Source organism: Chitinophaga oryzae, from assembly GCF_012516375.2.
Classification (GTDB): Bacteria; Bacteroidota; Bacteroidia; order Chitinophagales; family Chitinophagaceae; genus Chitinophaga; species Chitinophaga oryzae.
Window position 1 is genome coordinate 3870019 of sequence record NZ_CP051204.2, and the last position, 21636, is coordinate 3891654.

19 protein-coding genes are annotated in these 21636 nt (G+C 51.7%); 13 read left to right on the forward strand and 6 right to left on the reverse strand.

Features of this window, described 5'->3' with window-relative positions; translation table 11 throughout:
- Positions 1 to 16: 16 nt before the first annotated feature.
- The 3 genes from HF324_RS16005 (at position 17) to HF324_RS16015 (ending at position 1792) form a co-directional block, all read left to right on the forward strand.
- Positions 17 to 454: a DUF6496 domain-containing protein gene (locus HF324_RS16005; protein WP_168860264.1), complete on the forward strand. Its 438-nt coding sequence runs from the start codon at positions 17 to 19 to the stop codon at positions 452 to 454.
- Between the two features lie 117 nt (positions 455 to 571).
- Positions 572 to 832, forward strand: coding sequence for a hypothetical protein (locus HF324_RS16010; RefSeq protein WP_168803435.1), 261 nt, complete (start codon positions 572 to 574; stop codon positions 830 to 832).
- Between the two features lie 72 nt (positions 833 to 904).
- On the forward strand, positions 905 to 1792 hold the full coding sequence (locus HF324_RS16015; protein WP_168803436.1) for a mechanosensitive ion channel family protein: 888 nt from the start codon (positions 905 to 907) through the stop codon (positions 1790 to 1792).
- Here the strand turns inward: HF324_RS16015 and HF324_RS16020 are convergent.
- Positions 1789 to 2919, reverse strand: a complete 1131-nt coding sequence (locus HF324_RS16020) for a histidine decarboxylase (RefSeq protein ID WP_220101321.1) — start codon at positions 2917 to 2919, stop codon at positions 1789 to 1791. The genes HF324_RS16015 and HF324_RS16020 overlap by 4 nt on opposite strands.
- A gap of 166 nt (positions 2920 to 3085) precedes the next feature.
- Between HF324_RS16020 and HF324_RS16025 the strand changes: the two genes are divergently transcribed.
- Positions 3086 to 3550 (forward strand): Lrp/AsnC family transcriptional regulator, encoded by a 465-nt coding sequence (locus tag HF324_RS16025; protein ID WP_168803437.1) that lies wholly within the window; start codon positions 3086 to 3088, stop codon positions 3548 to 3550.
- On the opposite strand, the gene HF324_RS16030 is transcribed toward HF324_RS16025, so the two are convergent.
- Entirely contained in the window at positions 3551 to 5554 is a 2004-nt protein-coding gene (locus tag HF324_RS16030; protein WP_168803438.1) for a tetratricopeptide repeat-containing sensor histidine kinase, read from the reverse strand.
- Between the two features lie 275 nt (positions 5555 to 5829).
- Here HF324_RS16030 and HF324_RS16035 point away from each other — a divergent pair, with 275 nt between their 5' ends.
- The 3 genes from HF324_RS16035 to HF324_RS16045 all read left to right on the forward strand — a co-directional run bounded on the left by HF324_RS16035 (position 5830) and on the right by HF324_RS16045 (position 8518).
- On the forward strand, positions 5830 to 6105 hold the full coding sequence (locus HF324_RS16035) for an Rdx family protein (protein ID WP_168803439.1): 276 nt from the start codon (positions 5830 to 5832) through the stop codon (positions 6103 to 6105).
- A 124-nt stretch (positions 6106 to 6229) separates the two neighbouring features.
- Complete coding sequence (locus HF324_RS16040; RefSeq protein ID WP_168860265.1) at positions 6230 to 7408, forward strand: BamA/TamA family outer membrane protein; 1179 nt, start codon at positions 6230 to 6232, stop codon at positions 7406 to 7408.
- A gap of 84 nt (positions 7409 to 7492) precedes the next feature.
- Positions 7493 to 8518: an outer membrane beta-barrel protein gene (locus tag HF324_RS16045; protein ID WP_168803441.1), complete on the forward strand. Its 1026-nt coding sequence runs from the start codon at positions 7493 to 7495 to the stop codon at positions 8516 to 8518.
- Positions 8519 to 8862: 344 nt separating this feature from the next.
- On the opposite strand, the gene HF324_RS16050 is transcribed toward HF324_RS16045, so the two are convergent.
- A complete protein-coding gene (locus tag HF324_RS16050) occupies positions 8863 to 9816 on the reverse strand; it encodes an aldo/keto reductase (RefSeq protein WP_168860266.1) in 954 nt (317 codons plus the stop codon).
- 110 nt (positions 9817 to 9926) lie between these two features.
- Here HF324_RS16050 and HF324_RS16055 point away from each other — a divergent pair, with 110 nt between their 5' ends.
- The 5 genes from HF324_RS16055 (at position 9927) to HF324_RS16075 (ending at position 17073) form a co-directional block, all read left to right on the forward strand.
- Positions 9927 to 10742 carry a DUF6630 family protein gene (locus tag HF324_RS16055; protein ID WP_168803443.1) on the forward strand — a complete coding sequence of 272 codons (816 nt, stop codon included), beginning with the start codon at positions 9927 to 9929 and terminating at the stop codon, positions 10740 to 10742.
- 94 nt (positions 10743 to 10836) lie between these two features.
- Positions 10837 to 11199 carry a hypothetical protein gene (locus HF324_RS16060; RefSeq protein WP_168860267.1) on the forward strand — a complete coding sequence of 121 codons (363 nt, stop codon included), beginning with the start codon at positions 10837 to 10839 and terminating at the stop codon, positions 11197 to 11199.
- A 143-nt stretch (positions 11200 to 11342) separates the two neighbouring features.
- A complete protein-coding gene (locus HF324_RS16065) occupies positions 11343 to 12725 on the forward strand; it encodes a TolC family protein (RefSeq protein WP_168860268.1) in 1383 nt (460 codons plus the stop codon).
- Between the two features lie 34 nt (positions 12726 to 12759).
- Positions 12760 to 15963, forward strand: coding sequence for an efflux RND transporter permease subunit (locus tag HF324_RS16070; RefSeq protein ID WP_168860269.1), 3204 nt, complete (start codon positions 12760 to 12762; stop codon positions 15961 to 15963).
- A 21-nt stretch (positions 15964 to 15984) separates the two neighbouring features.
- Positions 15985 to 17073 (forward strand): efflux RND transporter periplasmic adaptor subunit, encoded by a 1089-nt coding sequence (locus tag HF324_RS16075; protein ID WP_168860270.1) that lies wholly within the window; start codon positions 15985 to 15987, stop codon positions 17071 to 17073.
- A 426-nt stretch (positions 17074 to 17499) separates the two neighbouring features.
- Here the strand turns inward: HF324_RS16075 and HF324_RS16080 are convergent, their stop codons facing one another.
- The 3 genes from HF324_RS16080 to HF324_RS16090 all read right to left on the reverse strand — a co-directional run bounded on the left by HF324_RS16080 (position 17500) and on the right by HF324_RS16090 (position 19150).
- Positions 17500 to 18144 (reverse strand): MarC family protein, encoded by a 645-nt coding sequence (locus tag HF324_RS16080; protein ID WP_220100759.1) that lies wholly within the window; start codon positions 18142 to 18144, stop codon positions 17500 to 17502.
- A 65-nt stretch (positions 18145 to 18209) separates the two neighbouring features.
- Complete coding sequence (locus HF324_RS16085; RefSeq protein WP_168803448.1) at positions 18210 to 18824, reverse strand: trimeric intracellular cation channel family protein; 615 nt, start codon at positions 18822 to 18824, stop codon at positions 18210 to 18212.
- 68 nt (positions 18825 to 18892) lie between these two features.
- Complete coding sequence (locus HF324_RS16090; protein WP_168803449.1) at positions 18893 to 19150, reverse strand: hypothetical protein; 258 nt, start codon at positions 19148 to 19150, stop codon at positions 18893 to 18895.
- 281 nt (positions 19151 to 19431) lie between these two features.
- Here HF324_RS16090 and HF324_RS16095 point away from each other — a divergent pair, with 281 nt between their 5' ends.
- The gene (locus tag HF324_RS16095) at positions 19432 to 21609 is read left to right on the forward strand and encodes a S9 family peptidase (RefSeq protein WP_168803450.1); all 2178 of its coding nucleotides are present in this window, start codon (positions 19432 to 19434) and stop codon (positions 21607 to 21609) included.
- Positions 21610 to 21636: the final 27 nt, after the last annotated feature.

Genomic DNA, 21636 nt, shown 5'->3' on the forward strand with positions numbered 1-21636 from the left:
TTTAAATCTTCAAATCATGGCAAAGTATTCCAGGAAGTCTCAGGAGAAAGTGGAAAAATCCATGCATGAGATGCACGAAGGCAAACTTAAAAGTGGCCGTAGCGGTAAAAAAGTAACGAACCCCAAACAAGCCATCGCCATCGGATTGTCTGAAGCCAGGAAAGAAGGGGCGAAAGTCCCCAAAAAAGCGGCGGCTAAAAAATCATCTTCCAAAAAAACAACCGCTAAAAAATCAGCGCCGAAAAAAGCAGCCGCCAAAAAATCAACAGCGAAAAAAACGACGGCAAAACGCGCTACGGCTAAGAAGTCAACTGCCAAAAAGACAACTGCCAAAAGAGCAACCGCGGCAAAAAAGACGACGCAACGTAAAACATCTGTTAAAAAATCTACCGCTAAAAAAGGCGCTGCCGCCCGTAAGAAAACTACCAGACGCCGCGCCATGGCTACTGCCTGATACTGGCCGTTTTATCCTTCCATTTATATATAAAAAAAGACCGGTAACCACGTGTCACCGGTCTTTTTTATGTGGCACAGGCCTTGCAGTTTTAATAATGGATCAAAACCAGTTTGTATGGAAAAGCATAGTATAACGGTGATGATTAAAGGAAAACCATACGGCCTGACCATTAGCATCAACAGGGTCGCTTATGAAACGATTTATGAAGTGGTCCCCGATGTCCGCGAACATGTGCTGGACGATTTTCAACCCCATTCCCAAACCTTTATGATCGATCATACAGATACCCCTGAAGGAAATCTGCGTATTGTGGAAAGTGAACAAATTGCCCGCATCATCTGGACAGAAATACTCAATAAAATGGAAGATCTGTAAGCCTCCTCCCGTGAGCCCCTTTTTTTAGCCGCACGCCTTTTGTACTTTTGCGGAAAAGCGTGTGGGATAACTATGATGATGGTAACCGATAAAACCTATAAAAACACTAACCGCCGGGAGCGGATCATATTTGTTGTTAAACTGCTGATATACTCCGGCATCGTATACTTTAACCTCGAACATCCGGCATTTTATGACAACTTCCCCTGGTTGTTTAAAATCACCAACGCCCTGTCTTTTTTCCTGGGCGCCAATATTCTCATTTCCGTTGCCTGGCTCGTGATACTCTCCTGGTATACCCGCCGCCACCGTACAAAACCACTGGAGAAAGATAACTTCATATTGGGGATTAACCGCATCACTTCTGTGTTAAATACCCTCTTTTTCCTGCTGGCAATCCCCATCTTTTTCGGGAAAGACCTGATGCAGCTCATTACCAGCATCACCATCGTGGCGGCTGCCATCGCCCTGTTGACCAAAGATTATATCTCCAATATGATCAACGGGTTGATCGTCATGTTTTCCGATCAGCTCTCCCTGGGCGACCAGGTAAGGATAGGAGAGTTCAGGGGCAAAATCATGGATATCACCCTGATCAATCTTGTACTGCAGAACGATGACGACGATATCGTCATCATTCCTAACTCTGTGGTGTTTACCAGTATTATTGTCAACCAGTCCAAACAGAACATCAAAAAACTGACGCTTGAGTTTGAACTGGACCATAAACACAAGTTCACCGTGGAAGAGCTGGATGCGCGCCTGCGCAGGTCAATAGAGGCTTACCAGCGCTACTACCGCGAAGAGAGTTTCTCGCTCAAAACCCTCGAAATCAAAAAGGACTTTGTGCAGTTTAAACTGCAGCTGCTGGTGCCGCATCCCGACAAAGAAAAAGAGCGCCTCATCAAACGGGCGCTCAATACGGAAATCATCGCTATTGCAGAAGGCGGTAAAAGTTAAACCAACACGGAAGCAGCAGTCATCTCCGCCAGCAATGCGTCTACCTGGGAGGTCTCCACATTCGGCATACAGATAATATGCGACCATCCGTTTTCGGAGGCCAGCTGCCACTTCCGGCGGATATTTCCGGGCGGCTCCGGAAATACCACCGTGATGGAATCGGGGTTGCGCCAGGCATTGATACCGTTTTCCCTGAAACGGTCAACTGCATATGCGGCTACGGACAGGCTGTGCCGGGCCCTTTGCTCAAGGCCGGCAAGGCCGAGGCTTTTCAGCGCGTACCATAAAAACAACGGACTGTGGCCGTTTCTTGAACCGGTGATGGTGGTGTCCATACTGCCGATATAGGCGACAGAACGGGCAATCCTGTCACGGTAAGATTTTTTGGCTACCACTACGCCACAGGGGATAGGCGAACCTATAAACTTATGTCCGCTGATAGCGATGCTGTCTGCCCCGTCAGCGAAATCGAAAGCGGGCCTTGGGTCTAAAAAGGCGCAATAGCTGCCCGACAGTGCGCCGTCGGCATGTATATAATGATGCCGGATAGCCAGCCGCTTCAGGATGTCTTTGATACGTCGTATGTCGTCCCGCGCTTCGGTCATGGTAGTACCGATGTTGGCCAGCATGATCACGGGCATATGCCTGTTCATTCCCATCGTCTGCTCCAGGTCATCATAATCAATTTCCCCGTTGGGCAACGTTCTTATCATTATGCTGGGCATGTTCAGCAGGTGCAGGTTCTTCTGTACGCTGTAATGGGTGGCCTCGGAATAATAGACCATTGCCTTGGGGTACAGCTCCCGTGCGAGGTACAGCCCGTAGAGGTTGCCCTCCGAGCCGCCGTTGGTCACGTACCCCCACCAGTCGTTGGCCGGGGCACGGAACAGCCGGGCAAAAAACTCCACCACATATTTTTCCATCTCCCGGGAACCAACGGTGTAGGTGGAATCCACAAAAGGATCCCCCAGATTGTTAAGCGGATATTGTAAAAAAGGGAAAAGCGGACTGTAGTCAAAATCTTTGGATACCGGGTATCCCAGGAAATGCCGGGTGTGGTCGTCTACTTCGGTCAGCAAACGCTCCAGCATGGCCGCATCGGCGGCAGGTAACGGGTGATCTTTCATAATCGGCAATTACAGGTGTATGATGCTGCGAAGCTATGGAAATGCAATTGAATTGAACCGTAAATACTGTAAAGCCAGAAAATATATACTATTTTAGACTTGTTTATAGTTTAATTGAACTGAAAACGGTCGCCAGCGCCCGCTTTTTCAGATAAAATTGTCTGCCATGGATACACTCGATAAAACAGACCGCCGCATCCTGGAAGTACTCCAGGAAAACGCCCGTCTCAATACCAAGGAAATTGCGCACCGTATAGGCCTGAGCGTTACTCCAACCTACGAGCGGCTGAAGAAGATAGAGAAAATGGGCGTCATCAGGAATTATGTCACCCTGCTGCACCCGGAGAAAATCGGCAAAACGCTGGTGGCATTCTGTAGCGTTACACTGCAGCTGCATTCGCAGCCGCTGCTGAAAAAATTCGAGGTGGCCATCAGCAGGATGGAAGAGGTGATGGAATGTTACCACGTGGCGGGCACATTCGATTATATGCTGAAAGTAGTGGTGGACGATATGCGCAGCTACCAGCAGTTTCTGACCAACAAACTGGCGGCCATCGAAAACATTGCGCAGGTGCACAGTTCCTTCGTTATGACGGAGATCAAGCACACAACGGCTTTCGGACTGGTGTAATTACCGCCGCAGCACGCTCATGCCGCTGACAGGGTTGTCCTGCAATACGACCGTATAGCCGCGGGCGTTAACATCCTGCTCGTCGGAAAGGGGAACGGTAAAACTAAAGCAGCTGCCTTCTCCGGGGGTGCTTTCGAACCAGATGTGGCCATGGTTGCGCTCTACAAAGTCCTTGGACAGGTGCAGCCCAAGCCCGCAGCCCTTTTCGTTCCGGGTGCCGGTGGTGGAATAATAGATGTTGGAGAAAATACGATGCTGGTCTTCTGTGGGGATGCCGGTGCCGTTGTCTTTTACGGACACCCGCGCTTCTCCCTTTTCCAGCTGCGCCAGGAGTACAATTTCCCCGCCGCCGGGCGTAAATTTGATGGCGTTGTTGATCAGGTTGCGCAATACCAGCCGGATCATGTCGGGATCGGCATATACCAGGATAGCGCTTTTCAGTTCATGGGAGAGCTTCACATCCTTCTGCCGGGCCATGGTCTGCAACAGCTCAAACTCCTGGTTGAGCAGCAGCGTGAGATCAAAATCATCTGCTTTGACACTGATGCCCTTCATCTGGTTGCTGGCCCACTGCAGCATGTTGTCCATCATATAGGCGGTGTTTTTCACATCGCGCCACAGTTCATCGGTATAGAAGCTGAACTGCCGGGCGTCTATCTTATCATCTTTCAGCAAAAACAGCAGCCCTTCGAGGATGGCCAGCGGCGACCGCAGGTCATGGGATATCACGGAGAATATTTTATCTTTTACCTGGTTGAGATTTTCCAGGGTGGCGTTCTGTTCAAGGATGATGCGGTTTTGCAGGGATACTTCCTGGTTTTTGGCGTTCAGCTGCTGGTACAGCTCCTGCTGATGTTTGTACAGCCGGTACACCATGGCGGTGATCAGCAGCAGGGCTAGGAAGAGGGCGGCGCCGGACAATACCAGTACCCGCTGTTGCTGGATGGTGGCCAGATGCAGCTGTTGCTCCTTTTTGAGCATTACATTTTCCCGCTGTTTTTTCTCTGCTTCGTATTTGGTGGCGGAGCGGTTGATCTGCCGGCTCTTCTCGAGGTTGAAGTAGTCGATGTTACGTTCGCTGAAAGCCTGGTAATGTTTCAGCGCGGAAGCATAGTCGTGCCGCGCGGAGTCCAGCTTGGAGCGGATCTTATAGTAGATCATCTCGTTTTTGACGTTGCCCAGCTTTTCGTTAATGGCCCTGGCGGTGTCCAGGTTCTTCTCCGCGCTTTTCAGATCTCCCAGCATCGTCTGCACCTCTGCCAGGTTCAGGCTGGCTTTGGTGATACCAGGCAGGTTGTCGGTGTTCTTGTAGTATTGGGCCGACAGCTGGTGATAGCGCAGCGCTGTCTTATACCGGTTCTCCAGCATGGCCACGATGCCCATGTTCTCATAGGTATAGGCCAGACCGCGCTCATCGCGCAGTGATAATTTAAGCTTCTCGGACCTGGTTAAATATAGTAAGGCGGAATCGGTTTGTTTCAGGGCTATGTAGGCAGAGCCTATATTATTAAGGGTTTTGCTGATTTCGGGGATTTCGTTGAGCTGTTCTTTTATCTGGAGGGATTTCTGCAGATAGATCAATGCGTCCCGCGGGCTGTTCTGCTCCGTGAAGATGTTGCCCACATCATTGTTCAGGATGCCGAGGGTACGCGGTTCTCCCTGTGCTTCTGCCAGTTTCAGTGCGTTCAGCGTAAGTTGCAGTTGTTTGTCCAGGTTGCCTTTGGTATTTTCCACGAGGGCGAGGTTGCGGGTAGCCCATATCTTCCCTTTTACATAACCCAGCTTGTTGCTGATGTTGAGGGCTTCTTCACCCATACGTTCCGCTACGCCCGCGTCTTTGGTAAAGTATAGGCGTGACAGTTGGTTTAACAGGTCCACCCGCACAGTGTCCTGCTGCGGGTGCGCATTAAGGTTGAGCTGCAGGCTGTCTATTCCGCTTTGTTGCGCTCTGGTGGAAGGAGACAGCAGCAATAAACATAGCGGAATAAAAATACATTTTTTCAAAGGTATGGCCGGCAGCATAAGGTATTGTTGTTGGCTGTGACATAGTAGAGCGATTCGGGGACGTACGCTTTAATTATGCCATAAAAATAAAGATAAAGCCGGACGATTCAAAAGAACCGGCAATAAATTGTGGTGGCGGACGTGTGATTTTTGTGTTATGTTCCCTGAAATCCGAATACAGTTGTATCTTTCCGGGGAGAAGGGCAACTACCGGCGACGGATAAACTTGTCGAGTCGGTTACGCCGCTTAAAATCTTAAACATCAGCTAATTAGCATGAAACCTGTCATCACTATCGAATATTGCCCGAAGTGCGGCTGGCTCCTCCGCGCAGCTTATATGGCCCAGGAGTTGCTGACCACCTTTACGGCTGAACTGGGAGGGGTAACATTGAGGCCCAGCGAAACGGCCGGCACCTATACCATCTTTCTGAACGAACAACAGGTCTTTGACCGGAAAGAAGCAGGTCATTTCCCTGAAATAAAATGGCTGAAGCAACTGGTGCGGGACCTGGTAGCTCCTGGTAAACAACTCGGACATTCCGACCGGTAATCAATTACGAATTACGAATTGAAGACCCACTTACAGCAGGTTACTCAAGTAACCGCGCTGCCCGGGAGCCCTCAATTCGTAATTCGTAATTCGTAATTCGTAATTGATTAGTACCTTTGCGCCCATGTATAAAGCACTTACTATCACGGCGTTGTTCATTTCATTGGCCATAGGTACCCAGGCGCAGCAGGACACACTTGCTAACGGTAATACCCCTCCACAGGAAGACAGCCTTGCCTTCCGGAAGCGCAGCTTTTTCCCGCTGCCGGTACTGGGATATTCCCAGGAAAAAGGACTGGAGATAGGCGCCGCCATGTTGTATTCTTTTTATACAGACAATAAGAATCCGGACATCACCACGCGTAATTCTACGCTCAACCTGATACCGGCCGTTACCACCGAAAGCCAGTTTAAAATTGATCTGAAGGCCAATATATGGACCCGTAGCAATACCTGGCATTATAAAGGCAATCTGCGTTATCACAATTTCCCGCTGTATTTCTTCGGTATCGGTAATGAAACCCGTCACGACGACCGCTCCCTGTTAAACAATACCCGCTATAAGGCGCAGCTGGAAGCGGAGCGCCGCATTAGCGGCCATTTCTACGCCGGCGCTTCCCTGTTGTACCAGAATGATTCATACAGCAGCAAGGATGATAAAGGTATTTACAACACCATGTCTTTGGTAGGCAAGGAGGGTGGTCATGTCACGTTTATCGGCCTCACCGGCATTTTCGACAACCGCGACAACCAGAACTATACCCGCAAAGGCTGGTGGCTGCGGTTAAATGCAGCCTATGCGCCGGGTTTCCTCAGCTCGGAGCCGTTATTTAAGCTGGAAGCGCAGGGCTCCCACTTTATTTCCCTGTCACCCAAAAGCACTATAGGCCTGAATGGCGTGTTTAACAGCCTGCAGGGCGACCGGCTGCCATTTTACCTGTTGCCCGAAATGGGAAATGACAACATCATGCGCGGCTACTACACCGGCCGCTACCGTGATCAGAACTACCTGGCGGGACAGGCGGAATACCGTTACCTCATCGATCCCAAAATGCATATCAAAATATGGTTTGTGGACATCCGGCCTAAATTTGCACTCGCTGCCTTTGCCGGCGCAGGCTCCGTGTTCAACAACCATAATTTTGCACTCAATGGTTTTAAACCCAGCTTTGGCGGTGGTATCCGTTACTTCTACGACGAAAATGCCAGGCTGACAATTCGTATAGACTATGCCGTTGGCGAGCAACGCAGCGGTGAAAGCAGGCAAAAGGGATTGTACCTGTCGCTGGCAGAAGCTTTCTAAAACAAGTGGGTGAGCTGATTGTTATTTGATAACAAATCGTTAACTTCCGGTAACGACGAAACCATCTCACCAAAACCACTGTTTATGAAAAAAGTGCACCTGTTTTCAGCCACTATGCTGGCGTTGGCACTCGCAGGAAACGTCCGGGCCCAGGACCATTCCAGTGCTGCTTCTCCATCAAAATTTTATCTCAAAGTAACGGGTGGTTACTTCTTTAGCGTTTTCCCGGGACAGTTCCCGAATGTTGGCCCATTTCCACCGCAGGACCTGCATACCGAATACAATCCCACGCGTCCCAATCCGCTGGACACCATCAGCCGTAAAGTGCTTACAGGCTCATACGGTGAAGGTGCGAGGGGCGGGATCGCAGTAGGGTATAATATCAATAAATACATGGCCGTGGAAGCTTCGTTTAATTACTACCGCAGCCGTAAAAACCTGATGACAAAAAATCTCACCACGATGGCGGGCAGTGGCAAACAGCTGACCAGTGTGGAGTCACGCGGATATGTAAACGCGGTGGACTTCGCGCCGGCCCTCGTGCTGAATCCCGGTTTTGAAAAGGTGAACCCCTATGTTCGTGTAGGAATGGTACTGCCGCTATGGGGCCGCCTGTACATTGATACCGATGTGGACCAGCTGACCAGCCCTGCCGGCATTCCGCCCGGTACCATGGTGCACACCGTTATCCACCGCAAGGAGGAAGTCAAGCCCAATATCACCATCGGCTTTCAGGGCGCGATCGGTGTATCCTTCTACGTGAGTCCGCGTATAGACATCTTCGTGGAAGGGGAATACCGCAACGTACCGGTAAGAAGTAAAGAAAAAGAAGTCACTGCCTTCGAGCAAACCAATAATATCGTCAACGCCTCCACCGGCGCGGTAGTGGCGCCACTGCCCACACAGCCTACCCGCAGCCTCGGCGACCTGAGCGTGGCGGAAAAAAACACCAAATATGTGACCACGCTGGATAAAAACTCCAACACACCGGTCAACCAGATCGGCAGTAAAGTGTTTTACCGCAACGACAACGAACCGTCCAACGATCTCAAATCATATATCAATATCGGCGGATTAGGCGCCAACGCCGGCATCAAAATAAAACTATGATGGCCAGCCTGATTGTTGCTGATTCGCCTGATACGCGATTCGCCTGATTCGTTTGGTCCTTGTGACCTTTGGTCATCTTTGTCATCCTGGTGGCACACCAGGTACACCAGGTACACCATTTACACTAAGATCAATATAACGCTCCGACATCCCAATCATAAACATAGAAGCCGGCTTACATAGCCGGCCTCCTCATTTAAAGGGCCTGAATAACATCGTCGCCCAGGGCGTGAGCCCTGGGATATTGGGATATTTTGATATTTTGATATTGAAATATTGAGATATTTTGATATTCTGATATTTTGAATTATCTGGAATTTTAATTTGATTCCCCTGGAAGATGCCTATCCCTCCGCAGAAGCCTCATTCAGCGTCTTCACCGCATCGGCGTCCAGCTGCAGTTGTATTCCGTTGATAATATCCTGCAGTTGTGCCACGCTGGTGGCGCTGGCGATAGGTGCTGCGATGGTAGGGCGGGTGAGGAGCCAGGCGAGCGAAATACCTGCGGGTGTACTGTTATACCGCACGGCCACGGCGTCGAGAGCGGCAAGGATACGCCGACCCCTGTCATTCAGGTAGCCGAGTGCTGTCTGGCCGCGGGCGCTGCTTTTGGCGATGTCAGCCTCGCTGCGGTATTTGCCGCTGAGAAAGCCGCTGGCCAGCGAGTAATAGCTGATAACACCTAATCCGTACTGCTCACAGAGAGGCATATACGTTTTTTCGAAACCGGCGCGGTCGTAGAGATTGTATTCCGGCTGGAAGGTATCGTATCGTGCCATCCCGTTGTGGCCGCCGGCTTTCAGGCTTTCTTCCAGCCTTGCTGCGCTCATGTTGGAGGCGCCAACAGCTCGTACCTTGCCGGCTTTAATCAGCGTGGCATAGGCCTCCAGCGTTTCTTCCACCGGCGTGTCGGTGTTGTCATAGTGGGTCTGGTAAAGATCGATATAGTCGGTCTGCAGCCGCTGAAGGGAATCTTCCACCGACCGGATGATGTATGCTTTGCTGGTATTAACACCCTGGCCCATATCAGCGCCCACTTTGGTGGCGATCAGCACGTTGGCGCGCCTGCCGCTTTGTTTCAGCCATTTCCCGATAATGGTTTCGGATTCTCCACCCTTGTTGCCGGGGACCCAGCGGGAATAAACATCGGCGGTGTCAATAAGGTTGAACCCGTTGCCCGTAAAGGCATCCAGCAGTTGAAAGGAAGTTTTTTCGTCGGCGGACCAGCCAAACACGTTGCCGCCAAAAGCGAAGGGGGCTGCTTCCAGCCCGGATTTTCCAAGTTTCCGTTTTTCCATGATGATTAATTTTGAAGCGCTTGTAATAATTCCTTCTCTAAATTTAACGACTTTTATCGACCTGCGTGTCCTCAGCTAATTTCACTACATTTGGTGATCAATTTCATTATATGATGATGCCAACAGGTATATCACAGGCGGATTTTAACTGGCTGACCAATAAGTTCGGCCAACAGGGCGGTAACTCCCATATCGACACGGAAGAAGATGTTATACACGAAATATTTCCGGACAAAGTAGTCATCGGTACGCGCTTTCTGAACTGCGCCACCTATGAGCTGTCTTTCGAAGGAGCGGCGCTGACGGTGAAGAAAAGCCGGCTGGACAATTATAAACTGGGAGATGCTGCGCACATGATAGCGGATGAACTGGACGCAGAAGATGTGGAAGAGCTGACATTGCGTTGGAACGCCATGCTGCGCGAACTGAAAATGTTTGATAAACTACAGGCGCAGGGTAACGCGCGCGAGTTGTTATCCCAGCTTTACCTCGATATTTTTGAAGAAGACGAAGCGGAAGAACAGATCAACAACCTGCCGGAAAATGTACCTGCCAACGTAATGGCCATCTGGGAAGAACTGCAGGTGGCGTTACAGCAAACGGGCAATCTCACGGATTTTGAATGGAGGTCTTTGTCTGATGAAGGGGTGTTTGCCCTCAATGAACTGTCTCCCCTGGTACGTACCGGCGCCATCCTGGAAGCGCCCTCGCCGGAAGACTATGAAGCGATGCTGGCCGCAGAAGATTTTGCCAAAGCGCTGCTGGACTATTTTAACGAGCAGCTCGAAGCCTTCGACCTGAAGATTGTCGCCATCGGGCCTGCGCTGGATGAATACCAGTCTTTTTCCTGTTTCCCCATGCAGGACTTCCGGCTTGCCAACGCAATGCTGAAGATGGAAGAATTATGCCTGGTCTGCTTTTTCTGATTTTACAGGAATTAAAAAGTGATTAAAATATGACGAGTGGTCTGGCAAAAGCCGGTCGCATTCAATATCTTAGTGGGCACTAAGTTGGTTGGATGTGAAAATATTAAGGCTGCTATTCCTTGTACTCATTACTGTCTGCGTGCTCCCCCAAGTGGAGCAGCACGATAGTTATGTGCGCTCCCAACAACAGCATACTTTCAACATCACGCAGTATGTGCTGAAACATACCCCCCGGTACAAAACGACCATCAAAAAGTTGAAGCGCCGGCCGGTAGGCATTAACGATAGTCATAGCCAGGTATGTTCCATCTACTGCGCTTCCCTTCCCCCTTATTTTATTTATGTAGATGATACCCGCACAGGATATCACTGCAATCCCTATCTCAGTGTTCCCGTCCCCCTTCGTAGCTGGCGAGGCCCGCCAACCACACGTAACTTTTATTTTGGGATTTGTTGATTTTCGATTTTTTGATGTCGTGGATTAGCAAACGAAGATTAATAAAGGATCTTCTTGCTCGTCTTCCCGAAATCACAAAATCCGTAAATCACAAAATTCATAAATCTTTTTACTAATCTTTTCAGCGAGTTATGCGTAATCATATGACCGCGAAAAAGAGGTATGGGCTATTGCTATGTCTGCTGCCTTGCACCTCTTTGTTCGCCGGCCCGGTCGCGGACAGCCTTTCACTCAGGCAGGCCGTAGACCTGGCCCTGACCCATTATCCTGCCGTGAAGGCGAAACAGGCGCTTGTGAAAGCAGGACAGGCCAACATCACCGATGTCAAACACAACTGGTACCCTGCGCTCCGTTTACATGAACAGGTGGATGCAGGTACCGATAACAGTATCTATGGTTCCTATTTCACTATGGGCATGATCCCGTCTACCTCCGGCGGTATCCGGGCAGACAATAACGCCGCCCTCATGAGCGGTAATATCGCCATGGCCTCCATGCAGTGGGAGATCTACAACTTCGGCGCCTACGGCACGCAAAAAGAGGCCGCCCGCCAGGATTTGCATGTGAACGAGGCGGATCTTAACAATACCACCAACCAGCTCACCGTATCGGTCATCCGGGACTACCTGGAACTGTTGCGGCTAAACGAACTACGGCAAATACAAACGGACAATATCCGGCGTAACGCCGAAATGGCCCGCGCCGTGACAGCCATTGTGTTGCATGGCCTGAAACCCGGAGTGGACAGCGCCATCGCGGCCGCAGAACTGTCCAAAGCACGCCTCGGTCTTCTCGAGGTAGCTAACCGGTACAACCAGGTCCGTATACAACTGGCGGCTTTTACTGGCCTGGACACCGCGCAGGTGCTGCCCGTATTCGGCAGCGGCGCCACGCTGCCGCAACTGCTGGAGCCGGATTCGTTGCGGCCGGCAGACAGCCACCCGCTGCTGGAATACTATCACGCGCTGTACCAGCGCCAGCAGGCGCAGGAACAGGTGGTCCGCAAACAACAACTGCCGAAGGTAAACCTGATGGCAGCCGGATGGATGCGCGGCTCCAGCGGCACCTTCAACGACGTGTATGATAAAAACCTTTTCAGTGGTCTCGGCTACAGCCGCTACAATTACCTGCTCGGACTGGGCATCACCTGGAATGTGGCCGACCTGAAACACACGCGCGACAGGATGGCGGTACAAAAGCAGAAATCTGCCGCCGCGGCGCAGGAACTGGAAACCTCGCGGACCAACCTGCAAAGCCTGTATCAGCAGGCGCAGGCCGATATACTAACGGCGCAGGCCAAACTAAAAGAGCTGCCCCTGCAGCTGATGGCCGCGCAGGCTGCAGCCAAACAGAAAATGGCCCTGTATAAACATGGCCTCACCAGCATCATCGAAGTCACCAACGCGTTGTTTGTGCTCAACAGGGCGGAAACAGACCTGGTACAGGCCCACGACGAAGCCTGGAAAGCATTGTTTCGTGCAGCCTATGCCGACAATAACCTCGGACAGCTGATCAGCAGCCTCTGAGCAGGATACCGGTTTTCATTTTAAAGTAACGCTTATGTCTTTAGTCTCTTCAGCCCTGAAAAAGCCGGTCACGGTAGTGGTGCTCACTGCCGGTCTGCTGCTGTTTTCATTACTGGCTATGTTCAGCATACCCATCGATATCTTTCCCAAACTAAACCTGCCGACCATTTACGTGATAGAGCCTTACGGCGGCATGTCGCCCAAACAGATGGAAGGCTTTTTCGCCACGCGTCTGCAGGACCAGTTCCTGTATGTGAACGGCGTAAAAAATATCTCCACCAAAAACATACAGGGGTTGACGTTGTTGAAACTCACTTTTTACGAAAATACCGATATGGCGGAAGCCTCTGCCCAGGTGGCTTTGCAGGTGAACAGGGCCATGAAGTTTTTCCCGCCGGGCGCGCTGCCGCCACAGGTGCTGCGCTTCGACGCATCGTCGCTGCCGGTAGGGGAACTGGTTTTCAGCAGCCCCAATAAATCGCTCAAAGAGATCTATGACCTGGCGGCCACCCGTATCCGGCCCATGTTTGCTTCGGTGCCCGGGCTGTCCGCACCACCGCCTTTTGGCGCCAATTCCCGTTCGGTCGTGGTGAATGTGGACCCGCAGCGCCTGCGCGCCTTCAACCTGTCGGCCGACCAGGTGGTGGAGGCGATCGCGAAAAACAACGTGATGACGCCGTCCGGCAACATCCGTATCAATAATACCATGTATGTCACAACCATTAACTCCCTCGAAAAAGAAGTGACCGATTTCGGGGAGATCCCGATTGTGACTAACGGCAACGCTACCGTATTTGTCAAAGACGTGGCCCGCGTGGCAGATGCTACAGACGTGACTGTGGACTATGCGCTGATCAACGGCAAACGGTCCGTATACATTCCTGTGGTAAAAACCGCAGACGCCTCCACCTGGGACGTAGTGAAAACGCTGAAGTCCAAACTTCCGGAGATGCAAAGCCTCCTGCCCGACGACGTAAAAGTCTCTTACGAATTTGATCAGTCGGTATTTGTGATCAATGCTGTGAAAAGCCTTATCACAGAAGGGTTGCTCGGCGCGCTGCTCACCGGTCTGATGGTGCTGCTGTTCCTGCGCGACCTGCGCAGCTGCCTGGTAGTGGTGATCACCATTCCGATCGCTGTGCTGTGTGCTGTGCTGGGGCTGCGACTGGCAGGGCAGACGATCAACCTGATGACGCTGAGCGGCCTGGCGCTGGCCATCGGTATCCTGGTGGACCAGGCCACCGTAACGATAGAGAACATACACCAGCACCTCGAAATGGGCAAACCTGTCAGGCGCGCTATTTACGATGCCTGCGAGGAGATAGCCTTTCCGCTGGTGCTGATCCTGTTGTGTATCCTTGCTGTTTTTGCACCGTCTTTTATTATGACCGGCGTGCCCAGGGCCATGTTCCTGCCGCTGTCATTGTCCATCGGTTTCGCGATGATCGCTTCTTTCTTTGCCGCACAATCGCTGGTGCCCGTGGTGGCCAACTGGTGGCTGAAAGCGGAGAAATTCAGCCATGGCCATAGCCATGTGGGACTGGCGCTCGATAATGCGGAGGTGAAGGAGGTCAATGAACATCTGCAGCAGGAGACCTCGGTGCCGGAGGCCAGGAAAGAAGGCTTCGAACGCTTCAAGGGTGGCTTTGTCCGCGTGCTGGAAAATGCCATGAAACGTTCCGGCCTGATCGTCGGAGTGTACGTCATAGGGTCGTTACTGCTGGCAGGCGGCTGCTATTGGTGGATAGGGAAGGACCTGATGCCGCATGTGAATGCGGGGCAGTTTCAGTTGCGCCTGCGCATGCCCGACGGCACCCGGCTGGAACGTACCGAGGCGGGCCTGCATGAGGTGCTGAATATCATTGACAGTACCGTCGGCGGCCATGTGGCCATCAGTTCCGCTTATGTAGGCCTGATCCCCAGCAGCTACGGTACCAGTAACCTCTACATTTTCAACAGCGGCACGCACGAAGCGGTGCTGCAGGTGAACCTCGACGAAGATTACAAAACAGATATAGAAAAACTGAAGGACCAGCTGCGGTCCAATATTATGGCGAAGATACCGGAGATGCGCCTGTCTTTTGAACCGATAGACCTCACGGAGAAGATCATGGCGCAGGGGGCTTCCACGCCGATAGAGCTGCGGGTGGCGGGTAAGGACATGAAGCAGATTGCGGGATATGCCGAAGGGCTGGTGTCGCGGTTGAAGCAGATTTCTTTTCTGCGCGACGTGCAGATTGCGCAGCCGCTGCATTTTCCGGTGATCAGTATTGAGATAGACCGGCTCAAGCTGGCGCAGATGGGGCTGAACATCTACCAGGTGGCGCGCTCGGTGACAGCTTCCACATCTTCCAGCCGTTTTACGGAAAAAAACCAGTGGCTGGATGAGAAGGTCGCCTATACCTACCAGGTGCAGGTGCAGGTGCCGGAATACAGCATGACGGCCATCAACGACCTGAAAGAGATCCCGCTGGTGCCTGGTCAGCCGCGGCCGGTGCTGGCCGATGTGGCATCTTTCCGGACCACGGAAATGCCGGGAGAATATGACCGCGCCGGTCCGCGTAGGTTCGTTACCGTTAGTGCCAATATCACCGGTAAAGATCTGGGCGCAGCTACCGCCGCAGTGCAGCAAGTGGTACGCGAAGCGGGTACGCCGCCCAAAGGACTGGTGGTGGAGCTGAAAGGAGCATCGAGCCTGCTGGTAGATACGCTGGAAAGCCTTGAACGCGGGCTGGCTATGGCGGTAGTCGTTATTTTCCTGCTGCTGGCGGCCAATTACCAGTCCTTCAAACTGTCGCTCGTGGTGCTGGTGACGGTGCCCGCGGTGATCGCCGGCGCGCTGCTGGCTTTACTGATGACAGGCGCTACGCTCAACCTGCAGTCTTATATGGGCATGATCATGTCTACCGGCGTATCGGTGGCTAACGCCATCCTGATTGTCACCAATGCGGAGAAGCTGCGGTTGTCTTACAACGATGCCGGTAAAGCGGCGGTGGTAAGCGCAGGCATCCGTTTACGGCCTATCCTGATGACTAGCCTCGCCATGATAGCCGGGATGATACCGATGGCTACCGGTCTCGGTGAAGCCGGCGATCAGACAGCGCCATTGGGCCGCGCCGTGATAGGAGGGCTCATCGCTTCCACATTGGCGGCCCTGTTGATATTGCCGCTGGTATACGCGCGAATGCAAAAGAAAGCGACGCTTGTATCTCCTTCTTTAATGCCTGAAGATCTTTAATTCAAAATAAAAACGATATATATGAAAAATATGACTGCTAATTGGATGATGTTGGGACTGCTGGCAGGGCTGGCAGCCTGTCATTCGGCGGCTGCACCCGAATATAAAGCGACGGCGCATGAGCGGCAGTATCAGTTGGCCAAAGTGGTACAACAACCGCTGTCAGGCAGTATCCGCCTGCCGGGCACACTGGAAGCGTTTCAAAAAGTGAGCATCTACCCGCGGATAAACGGTTTTGTAAGCCGTATAATGGTTGACCGTGGTTCCCGTGTAAAAAAAGGACAGGTGCTGCTGGTGCTGGAAGCACCGGAGATCACCCAACAGTTTTATGCGGCGCAGTCCAAATATATACAGGCGGCAGCCATGTATGCTGCCAGTAAAGACAACTATGAGCGGACGGTGGCGACCGCCGCCGAAACGCCGGGCACTATTTCGGCGCATGACCTCGAGCTGTCCAAAGCCCGTATGCTGGGCGATAGCGCACTGATGAACAGTGAACAGGCCAACTTCCGCGCCCGCGGAGTAATGCGGGACTATCTCACCGTAACGGCCCCTTTCGATGGCGTGATCACGGAACGTAATATTCATCCCGGCGCCCTGGTAGGGCCTGATACCAAAGTGGGAGACAAGCCCATGCTGATGCTGGAGCAGGAAGATAAACTGAGGCTGGTGCTGCAGGTACCGGAAATTTACAGCGGTCAGCTGATGGGGCAGTCAGTGGTAGACTTCAATGTTAACGCCATGCCGGGCAAGGTGTTCAAAGGCGCTGTGTCCCGTGAGGCAGGCACACTGAATGCCCGGTACCGCTCCGAAGCAGTGGAGGTAGACGTGCAGAATACGTCCCGTGAACTGAAGCCGGGTATGTATGCGGAGATTACGATGCCGGTCAACGGCTCCGCATCGGCGCTGGTGGTCCCCGCATCTGCGGTGGTAATGTCTACGGAAAGAAAATATGTCATCGTCGTGAAAGATCACCGCACGCAGTGGGTAGATGTACAGGAAGGGAATCATCATAACGATTCTACAGAAGTATTCGGTAATCTGAAGGCGGGGGATGAAGTAGTGGTACAGGCAACCGATGAAATCAGGGAGGGTATTGCCATTCACTGATGGTGCTCCGTTTAAAAAACATGCCGTCCCGATGATTCGGGACGGCTTTTTGCTAACTGTTCCGTCTATATTGATTTCTTCTGTTCCTATTGAAAAAAGGGAACGGTAACATCCACCTAGTAATCAATAACGGATATTTACCTGTTGTTCAACTAAAAAATGTACATGAATATCCTGACATGCCTTTCAGCATGGAATCGTTGTATAACTGAAATAATGGAGGAGTGGTTAAGTCAGACTGCCCTGCAATAACTAAAATTTTTTCACACCGGGTCAACAATCCCCTGGATGATAAGTATGGATGAACTCAAAGTGGTCAACGCCAATAGCTGTTTATCAAATCACAGAATAACTACAAAACTGTCTCACCTGCGTCATTGTTTAAATAACACGAAACGTTTTGAAATTGTTGACAAGAAATAAAAATTACAGATTGAACAGTTCTTTGATGCCGAGGGCCAGCATTTGAACGCCGATCACCGCGAGGATGAGCCCCATCATTTTGGTCACCACCATCATGACGTTGGTGCCGATGACCCGGACAATACGCTCGCCGGCGATGAAGAGCAGATAGGTGATGTAACATATAATGGCGTATACGCCCATAACAATGGCGAGATGGGTCAGGTCTTTGGCGGCGGAGTAGCTCATGGAAGTGGTGATGGCGCCGGGTCCTGCCAGCAGGGGCATGGCCAGCGGCGTGATAGCCACGCTGATGCCCTGGTCCGCCTTCACCGGCTGATCGCCCAGTTTCTGCGCCTGTGCGCTTTCTTCCTTGCTTCTGACCATTTCATAACCGATAACAAATACCAGTATGCCGCCGGTAACCCGCAGCGCCGCCAGCGTAATGCCGAATACGTGGAAGATCAGTTTGCCGGCCACACTGAAGACAAGAATAATACAAAAGGCTACCAGCACCGATTTGGTGGCGATGTTGCGTTTGGCTTTTTTGTCCATGTAGGAAGTCAGCTCCATGAAAACCGGTATCGCGGAAATGGGGTTCACGATCGCCAGCAATCCCATGAACACGGTGGTGGCAAATGCAAAGTAGTTATCGAACAGAGACATCATACCTCAATATAGGAAATTTATTAATTCGTAATTTCCCAAAGTACAGTTTCCCGGAAGATTATTTTTTACTGCCGGATGCGGGGTAGCTGCCAGTTGTAACGCAGGCTTAACAACCGTATGCCTACTATAACGGTAACGGATATACTCTGGATGAGATCTGCCGGCAGATGGGTGAAGAAGCCGGCCAGTACAAATAGGGAGCCGCCGGCAATGGAAGCCACCGCGTATATTTCCCGGGTGAAGAGCACGGGTTGTTCGCCAGTGATCACATCGCGGAGCAGGCCGCCGAAAGCGCCGGTAATAACGCCGAGCGCCACGCATACGGGAATGGGCAGCCCCGCAGCGATACCTTTGTTGATACCGGTGATGGTAAACATGCCGAGGCCGATAGCATCAAAGATGTTCAGCCAGCGTTGGAGTATTTTTACGTAGGAGAAGAAGAGGGCTGCAATAACAGCTGCTACAATGATGGCGGTGTTGCTGAGTTCATCCGTCATCCAGGCTACCGGGGTAGCACCAATCAGCAGATCACGGATGGTACCGCCGCCGATAGCGGTAATGAAAGCCAGGGCCAGGAGGCCGATGACATCATAGGATTTATTGATGGCTGCCGTTGCGCCGGAGACGGCAAAAGCAAAAGTGCCGGATAGTTCCAGCCCCTGTATAAAGGTCAATGACATGCCCCTGTCTGATTTTCGCGCTAAGATAATCAGTCTGCAGGAATATCCGTGCTGCCGTCAGGCGGCAATCAGTAATCGTAGTCGTATTCGCCGCGCAGCGTACGCTCTATCTGGTTACGGAGATCGTTGCTGAAGCCTTCTACCTCGATTTTGGGCTGATGATCAAGGTTGATACGGAACCGACCTTTTTCAAGCGCCAGGAGGTCGTATATGTCTTCCAGCAGGGCGTAAAGCAGTTTCCGGGTATTCTCTGCTATCTGGGCCAGAAAAGTATCCTCAAAATGAAAAAATTCACGGTTTTTATAAGATAAGGTAACTTCAATCATAACAAATGGTTTTTCCAGGATTTGTGATAGTTTTTAATGTTGTTGATAAGCGTACTAACCAACTGATAATCATTAATTAATTATTAATATTTGCATAAAAATAGAAAAAAAGAAATAGTTTTTTCCCTATATGTGATGTTTTTTATCCACATTGGTCAAAAAAGATTAAAAAAGGTTATATCTTCAAAAGTTGACCACCCGATATTTCCCCTGCTCCGCTGGCCATAATCTTCCTTTCTACTTTTAAAAATTTGGTTACCATTGTGTTTTATATATCCACAATGAAGAAAATAACACTATTGGTCGCCTTGTTGGCGGTGAGTTGCTTCACCGTATTCGCACAACCAGGCAAAAAAATCAAATGGTCGCGCGATGGTCGGGCCATATTAAAGGCGGAGCCGATGGGCATTACCGCTGTTCCGCTATCCGGCGCCGAGCCTGCCGTGATCGTGCCTTCGGAAAAATATACGCTCCGCGGCGCCGGCAAAGCACTGGAAATCCGGGATTTCTCTTTCTCGGCAGATGAAAAAAAACTGCTGCTCTACACCGACGCAAAGAAAGTATGGCGCTATGAAACCCGCGGCAACTACTGGCTGCTGGACCTTACCACCGGTAAACTGCAGGAGATAGGCAAAGCGCGTGCCGCTTCTTCCCTCATGTTCGCCAAACTGTCGCCGGACGGCAGTAAAGTGGCTTACGTGAGCGACCACAACCTCTACGTGGAAGACTTGGCCACCGGCGCCGCCAAAGCACTGACCACCAACGGTACCCGCCGTTTTATCAACGGTACCTTTGACTGGGCCTATGAGGAAGAATTCGGCTGCCGCGACGGTTTCCGCTGGAGCCCCGATGGCAAAAGCATCGCGTACTGGCAGATAGACGCCACCAAAATCCGCGACTTCCTCATGATCAATAATACCGACTCCATCTATTCCTTCAACGTGCCGGTAGAATACCCGGTAGCAGGGGAGAGCCCTTCCGCCTGCCGCATCGGCGTGGTGGACATCGCCACCGGCAATACCCGCTGGATGGACGTCCCCGGTGATCAGCAACAGCACTACATCCCCCGCATGGAATGGGTGCCCGGGAAAAAACAACTGATTATCCAGCAGCTCAACCGTAAGCAGAACCAAAGTAAAATCATGCTCTGCGACGCTACTAACGGTAAAGTACACACGCTGTACGAAGAAAAAGACAGCGCCTGGATAGATGTAAAATCCCGCTGGGATGACGACAATATCGCCGGGTGGGATTTCCTTCGCAACGGTAAAGAGTTTATCTGGGTGAGCGAACAGGACGGATGGCGCCACCTGTACAGCATCTCCATGGAAACCGGCAAAGCCACCCTGCTGACGCCCGGCGACTATGACGTGATCACCATCTCCAAAATAGATGAAGCCGGCGGCCAGATCTGGTTCACCGCTTCGCCCGATAACCCGGTACAGGAGTACCTTTACAGGGTGCCGCTGACCGGCGGCAAAGCTACCCGCATCACACCGGCAGACCAGCCAGGGTCGCATGAGTACAGCATTTCCCCGTATAGCAACTGGGCCGTTCATTCTTTCAGCAATGCCTGCATGTACCCCGTGAGCGAAAACGTGGAGCTGCCGGCCCATAAAAGCAGCGCGGAAGTGGCACAGGCGCTCAGACAATCCGTTGACGGCGGAAAATGCCTCGACTATTTCGAAGTGCAAACGGCCGACGGGATCAGCATCGGCGGCTGGATGCGCAAGCCTAAAAACTTCGACCCCAACAAAAAGTACCCGATCGTATTTTATGTATATGGCGAACCTGCCGGCGCTACCACCCGCGATGTAGCCGGCGCCGGCCGTAACTACCTCTACGACGGCGACATGGCGGCAGACGGTTATATTTATGCTTCCCTCGACAACAGGGGCACACCGCTGCCCAAAGGCCGCTACTGGCGCAAAAGCATCTACCGCAAAGTAGGGGTGCTCAACGCCCGCGACCAGGCGCAGGCTGCACAGGCGCTCATGAAAAAGTATGCATTCATCGATCCCGCCCGTACCGCCGTATGGGGCTGGAGCGGCGGCGGCTCCATGACGCTCAACCTGATGTTCCAGTACCCGGAGATCTACAAAACAGGTATCGCCATTGCTGCCGTGGGCAATCAGCTGACCTACGACAATATCTATCAGGAACGTTACATGGGACTGCCGGAAGAAAACAGGGAAGATTTCATAAAAGGTTCCCCTGTGACCTATGCTCAAAATCTGCAGGGCAACCTGCTGTATATTCACGGGACCGGGGATGATAACGTGCATTACCAGAACGCAGAGATGCTGCTCAATGAACTGATCAGGTATAATAAACAAATCCAGTTTATGGCCTATCCCAACCGCACCCACAGCATTTCAGAAGGAGACGGTACTTTCACCCATCTGTCTACCCTGTATACTAAATACCTGCGGGAGCATTGCGAACCGGGAGGAAAATAATTTCGGAATTTTTTGATTTTCGATTTT

What these genes read in the sequence shown, in the direction of transcription:
- HF324_RS16005 (WP_168860264.1), top strand. Translation starts at nt 17, where the DNA reads ATGGCAAAGTATTCCAGGAAGTCTCAGGAGAAAGTGGAAAAATCCATG.
- HF324_RS16010 (WP_168803435.1), top strand. Translation starts at nt 572, where the DNA reads ATGGAAAAGCATAGTATAACGGTGATGATTAAAGGAAAACCATACGGC.
- HF324_RS16015 (WP_168803436.1), top strand. Translation starts at nt 905, where the DNA reads ATGATGATGGTAACCGATAAAACCTATAAAAACACTAACCGCCGGGAG.
- HF324_RS16020 (WP_220101321.1), bottom strand. Translation starts at nt 2,919, where the DNA reads ATGAAAGATCACCCGTTACCTGCCGCCGATGCGGCCATGCTGGAGCGT.
- HF324_RS16025 (WP_168803437.1), top strand. Translation starts at nt 3,086, where the DNA reads ATGGATACACTCGATAAAACAGACCGCCGCATCCTGGAAGTACTCCAG.
- HF324_RS16035 (WP_168803439.1), top strand. Translation starts at nt 5,830, where the DNA reads ATGAAACCTGTCATCACTATCGAATATTGCCCGAAGTGCGGCTGGCTC.
- HF324_RS16040 (WP_168860265.1), top strand. Translation starts at nt 6,230, where the DNA reads ATGTATAAAGCACTTACTATCACGGCGTTGTTCATTTCATTGGCCATA.
- HF324_RS16045 (WP_168803441.1), top strand. Translation starts at nt 7,493, where the DNA reads ATGAAAAAAGTGCACCTGTTTTCAGCCACTATGCTGGCGTTGGCACTC.
- HF324_RS16050 (WP_168860266.1), bottom strand. Translation starts at nt 9,816, where the DNA reads ATGGAAAAACGGAAACTTGGAAAATCCGGGCTGGAAGCAGCCCCCTTC.
- HF324_RS16055 (WP_168803443.1), top strand. Translation starts at nt 9,927, where the DNA reads ATGATGATGCCAACAGGTATATCACAGGCGGATTTTAACTGGCTGACC.
- HF324_RS16065 (WP_168860268.1), top strand. Translation starts at nt 11,343, where the DNA reads ATGACCGCGAAAAAGAGGTATGGGCTATTGCTATGTCTGCTGCCTTGC.
- HF324_RS16070 (WP_168860269.1), top strand. Translation starts at nt 12,760, where the DNA reads ATGTCTTTAGTCTCTTCAGCCCTGAAAAAGCCGGTCACGGTAGTGGTG.
- HF324_RS16075 (WP_168860270.1), top strand. Translation starts at nt 15,985, where the DNA reads ATGAAAAATATGACTGCTAATTGGATGATGTTGGGACTGCTGGCAGGG.
- HF324_RS16080 (WP_220100759.1), bottom strand. Translation starts at nt 18,144, where the DNA reads ATGATGTCTCTGTTCGATAACTACTTTGCATTTGCCACCACCGTGTTC.
- HF324_RS16085 (WP_168803448.1), bottom strand. Translation starts at nt 18,824, where the DNA reads ATGTCATTGACCTTTATACAGGGGCTGGAACTATCCGGCACTTTTGCT.
- HF324_RS16090 (WP_168803449.1), bottom strand. Translation starts at nt 19,150, where the DNA reads ATGATTGAAGTTACCTTATCTTATAAAAACCGTGAATTTTTTCATTTT.
- HF324_RS16095 (WP_168803450.1), top strand. Translation starts at nt 19,432, where the DNA reads ATGAAGAAAATAACACTATTGGTCGCCTTGTTGGCGGTGAGTTGCTTC.